The organism is Azospirillum sp. UFLA03-27 (assembly GCF_059803775.1).
Genome location: NZ_JAUQTX010000317.1, coordinates 1 through 6,405, shown reverse-complemented (window position 1 = coordinate 6,405; position 6,405 = coordinate 1). Strand labels below are relative to the sequence as shown.

Here is a 6,405-nt window from a genome sequence, read left to right as displayed (position 1 = left end):
ACTCGCGTATAATCGTCGGCAGCGTCAGATGTGTATAAGAGACAGCCCCGCGCCCGTCCACCTCGACCCAGGCGGCGGTTTCCTGGGCCTCCAGCGCGGCGCAGGCCTTTCGGGTGATGGTGACGCCCTTGGTCACCGCGGCGTTGGAGAAGCGTTCCGCGCTCGGCTGCGACTGGGCGTGGGCGTCCGTCGCCGTCGCCATCGACATTGCCAGCACAGGACCGGCGAGGATGGCGAAGGCCGCGCCCCGGCGCATCAGGACGCGGTTTCGCTCACCGCGGCGGCGGCCGGTTCCGCCGCCTTCGGCCGCACGGTCGCCGGGCCGCCCGCGGCGACGACCAGCCGGTCGGTGGCCGCCTCCAGCCGCTCCTCCAGCTCCTGCATGGCCTTGGCGCGGCCCAGGCCCGGCGGGATGGGGGGCAGGAATTCCACGATGATGGTGCCCGGCCGCTTGATGAAGCTGTTGCGCGCCCAGTAGAGGCCGGCGTTCAGAGCCATCGGCACGATGGGGATGTCGAGATGGTCGTAGAGCACGCCGACGCCGATCCGGTAAGGGCGATAGGCGCCGACGGCGACCCGCGTCCCCTGCGGGAAGATCACGATGGGACGCCCCTCGTCCCGCACCGGGCGGGCGTTCCGGACCATGGAGGCGACGGCGCGCCCCTTGGCGCCGCGGTCGACGGCGATCATCCGGGACTTGGCGGCGTACCAGCCCCAGATGGGAATCCACAGAAGCTCGCGCTTCAGGATGATCGCCGGGTCGTTGACGAGGAAGTGCAGCTTCATCGTCTCCCAGGCCGACTGGTGCTTGGCGGCCAGGAGGAACGACCCGCTTTTGGGTACGTGCTCGCGCCCGCGCACCTCGTATCGGATGCCGGCGAGCGTACGCTCCAGCCACGAGACGGTGCCGAAATACCATGTGATCACGCGGATCATGCTGCGTCGCGGCAGCAGCAGCGACCACAGGATGCCGACGCAGATGACCGCCGTCCACACATAGAAGGCGACGTTGAAGGCGAGGGAACGCAGGAAGATCATGGCCGGGAACTTGTCAGGATTCGATCAGCTTCTCAAGCGTGTAGCGAAGGCGCGTCACAATGTACTTGTTGTACTCGGTCATCAGCAGATTCGCCGTGCCCGGCCACAGCCACCAGTCGTTGAGATGCACGTTGGGGGAAGCGACGGGGTGGGGCACCACCTCGACCTGCGGGATCACCATGCGGAACTCCAACAGGCTGCGCATCATGTGGTAGTTGGCGGTGACCAGCCGCATTGAGGTGAAGCCCTGCTCGCGCAGCCAGTCCGCCGTCTCGTAGGCGTTGCCGATCGTGCTGTCCGCCGAATAGCCGAGCGTGATGCAGCATTCCATCTCGCCGGGGAACTGGCGGGAGCGCTTCAGCAACTCCTGCACCTCCAGCCCCTCGTAGACGCCGGAGACGAACAGCCGGTGCGCCCGCCCGTCGGCCAGCAGTTCAAGCCCGGTGCTCAGCCGGCCGCTGCCGCCGGTCAGCACCACGATGGCGTCGGTGTTGCGGGTGGCCTCGGCGCTGCCGGGTTGCGGCGGGCTGCGGGGGATCGACGCGGCGAACCAGAACAGCCCGCCGAGCCACGCCATCCCGCACAGCATCGCCAGCAGCAGAAGCCGTCGCAAAGCCCGCAGGACCCGGGCGCGCCGCGAGTGGGCCATCCCTCAGCCTCCGGACGGACGGAGCGGGCGGGCGGTCACGGCATCGACTCCAGCGTGCGCAGCACCGTCCAGCGCGCGGTCAGCGCGGCCAGCAGGCAGGCGGCCAGCGGCACGGCGGCCAGCGCGGCGACGGCCCACCAGGGCGAGGTGGCGAGGTCGGGCAGCAGGCTGGCGTGAAGCCCGGCGGCGGCGTGGCCGATCCCGCCCAGCGTGCCGGCGGCCAGCAGCAGCCCGGTCATGCCGCCGCGCAGGGTCAGGCCGATGACGTGCGATTCGAACTGCCGCGCCACGTAGCGGTCGGTTGCCCCCATCAGGTGCAGCAGCTCCACCACATGGCGGTGGATGGCGAGTCCGGAGCGCACGGCGAAGATCACCGCCATCACGCCCGCCCCGCCGATCAGCGCCACGATGCCCAGCGCCGCCAAGTGCATCGCCCCGGCGAAGCGGCGCAGGTCGGCCAGCCACACCGCGTGGTCGTCCAGCGTGGCGCCGGGGGCGGCGGAGGTCAGGCGCGCGGACAGCGCCGCCGTGTCCACCGGCCCGTTGGTCATCACGTCGATCAGCCGCGGCATCGGCAGCAGCGGGTCAGCGGCCTCCTTGCCCAGCCAGGGTTCGAGCAGCCGGCCGACGTCGCCGCTGGACAGGAGGCTGGCGGTGGCGATGCCGGGGGTGGCACGCAGAACGGTCAGCGCGGCCTCCGTCCGCTCCTCCAACGGGGCGGCCTGGGCGCTGTCGGGCAGCGGCATGATCTGCACCGTCAGCCCGCCGGCCAGACCGCTGTCCCAGCGCCGGGTCATGTCGGAGACGAGCAGCGCCCCGGCCAGCGCCAGCGCCGCCAGATAGACCATCAGCGCGGTCAGCCACATCAGGAAGCGCGAGGTCGGGTCCTTCGCCAGCGGCAGGTCGGAGTTTCGGCGGGTCAGTGGCGGCAGGGCCATGGCGTGTCTCCTTCCCTCCGCGTCACGCCCAGCGCGAGGCGTGCGCCGGCAGGACGTGCAGGCGCCCGTTTTCCAGCATCAGGCGCGGGTGCTCGAAGCGGCGGATCAGCGCCTCGTTGTGCGAGGCGATGACCACGGTGGTGCCCAGCTTGTGAAGCTCCTCGAACAGGTAGAGGAGGCGCATGCCGATGCCGTCGTCGACGTTGCCGGTCGGCTCGTCGGCCAGCAGCAGGCGCGGGCGGTTGATGACCGCGCGGGCGATGGCGACGCGCTGCTGCTGCCCGCCCGACAGGGTGGAGGGCAGGGAGTTCAGATGGTTGCCCAGCCCCACCCAGCGCAGGATTTCCGTGCAGTGCTCCACCACGTCGGACTCGCGCGCGCCGCCCATGCGCAGCGGCAGCGCCACGTTGTCGAGCGCCGAGAGATGGTCGAGCAGGGCGAAGTCCTGGAACACCACGCCGATCTGGCGGCGCAGCGCCGGCAGGTCGGTGCGCTTGACCCGCGCCATGTCCTTGCCGAACAGGGTGACCAGCCCGCGCGACGGACGGAGCGCCAGATACATCAGCTTCAGCAGCGACGACTTGCCGGCCCCGCTCGCCCCCGTCATGAAGTGGAACGAGCCGGGCGGCAGGGTGAAGCTGATGTCGCGCAGCACCTCCGGTCCGGTGCCATAGCGCAGTCCCACATTCTCGAAACGGATCACGGTCCCACCAAAGGCGCAACGGAAGGCCCCGGCGGCGTCCCGCCGGGTGCGCGGATGGACAATGCACCGGCAGGGGCCGGCGCGTCCACCGCTGTCCGCCTTGCCGCGCCCATTGCCTTGGTTGGAGCGGCCGCGCGCAGCGCCCGTGCGTTCCTTGCTTCACACCTCATGACTACCTATAAGGACAGTCTGCAAATTCGGTGACAACGATCGGCATCTATGATCATCACCTGCCCGGCCTGCGACACACGGTACACTCTTGCCGATTCGGCGGTTGGTCCGCAGGGCCGGAAGGTGCGTTGCGCCCAATGCGGCCACATGTGGTGGCAGTCGCCGCAGGACGATCCCGTCTTCCATCCTGATGCGGTGACCGAGTTCCACCCGGTCCCGCCGCCATCCTCCAAGACGCCGTTCTCCAAGACGAAGGCACCGGCCAAAACCCCGGCGGATCCCGGCGCCGGGCGCCGGGCGCTGGTCGGTTGGGGGGCCTTCGTGGCGGTGTTGCTGGCCATCGGTGCCGCCGGCTACTTCGGCCGCGCCACCGTGGTGCGGTTGTGGCCTCCGGCCGCGCTGTTCTACGAGACGGTCGGCCTGCCGGTGGAGCCGCCGGGCACCGGCCTCCAGCTTCAGAACGTCCGCTCGGAACAGAAGGCCGAGGACGGCAAGGCCGCTTTGCTGGTGGAGGGGCAGATCGTCAACGTCTCCGAGACGCTGCGTACGGTGCCGGCGCTGCGGGTCACCGCGCTGGGCGCCGACCGCCAGCCGTTGCGGAACTGGACCGTCGAGCCGATGCCGCCGCAGATCCTTCCCGGTGAGATCGCCACCTTCCGCGATGTCCAGGAGGACGCCGCCGGGGTGCTTGAGGTCATGATCACCTTCGACGGCAACACCCCCAATGGCGGTCGCTGAGGCGCGTGCCGGGCGCAGGCCCGTTATGGCGCGTAGCCCCGGATGATCAGGGAGACCGCGCCGTCGACGATCCGGGTCAACTGCTCCTCCGTCGGTCGTTCCGACAGGCACAGCATGAAGCGCAGATGCGTGTGCGACTTGACGAGTCCGACGAACTGCTCGGCCGCAAGCTGCGGGTCGGGGATGCGCAGCAGGCCGCGGCGGTCAAGGTCGGTCATGAAGGCGCTGATGTGCTCCATGGTGCGGGCCGGGCCGGCCTCGTAGAAGGCGCTCGCCAGCTCGGGGAAGCGGTGGGCCTCGCCGACCACCACGCGGTAGCCGGCCAGCGCCTGCGGCGACAGGATCAGCGTGACGAAATGGCGGGCGATCAGGCGCAGCCCGTCGGCCATGTCGAGCGCGCGCGCCTCCTCGCAGACGGCGGCCATCGCCTGCCCCTTGCATTCGCGGGCGACCATGACGCGGAACAGCTCGTCCTTGCTGCCGAAATGGGCGTAGAGCGTCGCCTTGGACACGTTGGCCGTCTTGGCGATGGCGTCCATGCTGACGGCGCCGTAGCCATGGTCCAGGAACAGCTTTCCGGCGGCCTCCAGGATCTGCGCGGGCTTCGATCCTGCCTCCGGGGTGGGGGCGACCAGCGTGCTCATGCGTTCCTCATGTCCTGAAGCCGGGTGTCCTGAAACCGGCCCTGCGTCCTGTTCTACCACGGTGCCGGCGGTGCTTGCGGGACTTCGTGCGCCGAGTCCCCGCTGCCGTAACGCGTTCCGCATTCAACCACAATCCCAAACGTTAAAACTAGACCGTTCAGTTCACTCTTGACAACAGGTAGGCCCGCGATCATCTTTTCGCAAGACTAAACTGAACGGTTCAGTTTCGGTGGGGCGGCGGCAAGCCGGACCGTGCCGGGCAAAGAACCGAAACGGGTGGGTTGGATCACGATGAAGGCCGTGCGGAAGATCGTTCTGTCGGGTGTTGCGGTGGCGGCGCTGGCCGGTGGCGGCTACGCCGGCTGGGAGTGGTGGACCGAAGGTCGCTTCTTCGAATCGACCGACAACGCCTATGTCCACAGCGACATCACGGTGGTGAGCCCCAAGGTGTCCGCTTATGTGCGCGACGTCCGGGTGGCGGAGAACCAGCAGGTCGCCGCGGGCGATGTCCTGGCGGTTCTGGACGACCAGGACTTCCGCGCCAAGGTCGCGGAGGCCGAGGCCAACGTCGCCGCGCAGAAGGCGGCGCTTGGCACCCTCGACAGCAAGCTGCAGCTCCAGAAGGCGATCATCGATCAGGCCGCCGCCTCGGTCGCCAGCGCCGAGGCCGAGCAGCGCCGCGCCCAGCAGGATTTCGACCGCACCCGCGCGCTCGCCAGCGACAGCTGGGCCAGCCGTCAGAAGTTCGAGACGGCCGACGCCGACCTGCGCAAGGCGACGGCGGAGACCGCCCGCAGCCGCGCCGCTCTGGTCGCGGAGCAGGATCAGGTCGGCGTGCTGAACGCCAGCCGCAGCGAGACCGACGCCCGCCTGCGTCAGGCGGAGGCCGCCCTGCAGACCGCGCGCAACGATCTGAACAACACGGTCATCCGCGCCCCGGTGGACGGGGTGGTCGGCAACCGCGGCGTCCAGGTCGGCCAGTACGCGCGTCCGGGCGTGCAGCTTCTCTCGCTGGTGCCGCTGCCCGACGTCTATGTGGTCGCCAACTTCAAGGAGACGCAGCTCGCCCGCATGCGTCCCGGCCAGCCGGTGACGGTGGAAGTGGACGCCTATCCGGACAAGCCGCTGCATGGCCGGGTGGAGAGCTTCGCCCCGGCCTCCGGCTCGCAGTTCAGCCTGCTGCCTCCCGAGAACGCGACCGGCAACTTCACCAAGATCGTCCAGCGCGTGCCGGTGCGCATCGCCCTGCCGCGCGACAGCGCGCTGTCCGGCCTGCTGCGCCCCGGCCTGTCGGTGGTCGCCGAGGTCGACACCCGCGGCGCCGAGGAGCAGCCGCACAACGCCGGCACCGTCATGGGCGCGCTGGTTCCCGGCCGCACGGTCGCATCGAAGTAAGCGCGCCCACAGCCGCTTTTGCATCAACCGTTTTCGTCCTGGAGAGGGCGACCATGACCGCCATCACCAACGACGACACGCCCACCGCCCTGTCTCTTATACACATCTCCGAGCCCACGAGACTATAAC

General features: G+C 69.5%; 7 protein-coding genes and 2 pseudogenes. 3 read left to right on the top strand and 6 right to left on the bottom strand.

Annotated elements, in window-relative coordinates:
* From Q4I23_RS29305 to ftsE, 5 genes and pseudogenes are all read right to left on the bottom strand, one after another.
* Window positions 1–256 (bottom strand): annotated as a pseudogene (locus Q4I23_RS29305) (hypothetical protein); the annotation flags it as partial.
* Window positions 256–1,038 (bottom strand): lysophospholipid acyltransferase family protein, encoded by a 783-nt coding sequence (locus Q4I23_RS29300; RefSeq protein WP_498528544.1) that lies wholly within the window; start codon window positions 1,036–1,038, stop codon window positions 256–258. The pseudogene Q4I23_RS29305 and the gene Q4I23_RS29300, both read right to left, overlap by 1 nt.
* Window positions 1,039–1,051: 13 nt before the next feature.
* Complete coding sequence (locus tag Q4I23_RS29295; RefSeq protein WP_498528543.1) at window positions 1,052–1,687, bottom strand: YdcF family protein; 636 nt, start codon at window positions 1,685–1,687, stop codon at window positions 1,052–1,054.
* A gap of 35 nt (window positions 1,688–1,722) precedes the next feature.
* Entirely contained in the window at window positions 1,723–2,625 is a 903-nt protein-coding gene (locus Q4I23_RS29290) for a cell division protein FtsX (RefSeq protein ID WP_454017088.1), read from the bottom strand.
* 22 nt (window positions 2,626–2,647) lie between these two features.
* Window positions 2,648–3,328 (bottom strand): cell division ATP-binding protein FtsE, encoded by a 681-nt coding sequence (gene ftsE / locus Q4I23_RS29285; RefSeq protein ID WP_014198283.1) that lies wholly within the window; start codon window positions 3,326–3,328, stop codon window positions 2,648–2,650.
* Between the two features lie 219 nt (window positions 3,329–3,547).
* Between ftsE and Q4I23_RS29280 the strand changes: the two are divergent.
* Both Q4I23_RS29280 and Q4I23_RS29275 read left to right on the top strand, forming a co-directional pair.
* Window positions 3,548–3,640, top strand: a pseudogene (locus Q4I23_RS29280) (zinc-ribbon domain-containing protein); the annotation flags it as partial.
* 6 nt (window positions 3,641–3,646) lie between these two features.
* A complete protein-coding gene (locus Q4I23_RS29275) occupies window positions 3,647–4,237 on the top strand; it encodes a zinc-ribbon domain-containing protein (RefSeq protein WP_498528545.1) in 591 nt (196 codons plus the stop codon).
* A 23-nt stretch (window positions 4,238–4,260) separates the two neighbouring features.
* On the opposite strand, the gene Q4I23_RS29270 is transcribed toward Q4I23_RS29275, so the two are convergent.
* Window positions 4,261–4,881 (bottom strand): TetR/AcrR family transcriptional regulator, encoded by a 621-nt coding sequence (locus Q4I23_RS29270; protein WP_014198285.1) that lies wholly within the window; start codon window positions 4,879–4,881, stop codon window positions 4,261–4,263.
* Between the two features lie 291 nt (window positions 4,882–5,172).
* Here Q4I23_RS29270 and Q4I23_RS29265 point away from each other — a divergent pair, with 291 nt between their 5' ends.
* Window positions 5,173–6,276, top strand: a complete 1,104-nt coding sequence (locus tag Q4I23_RS29265) for an HlyD family secretion protein (RefSeq protein WP_498528542.1) — start codon at window positions 5,173–5,175, stop codon at window positions 6,274–6,276.
* Window positions 6,277–6,405: the final 129 nt, after the last annotated feature.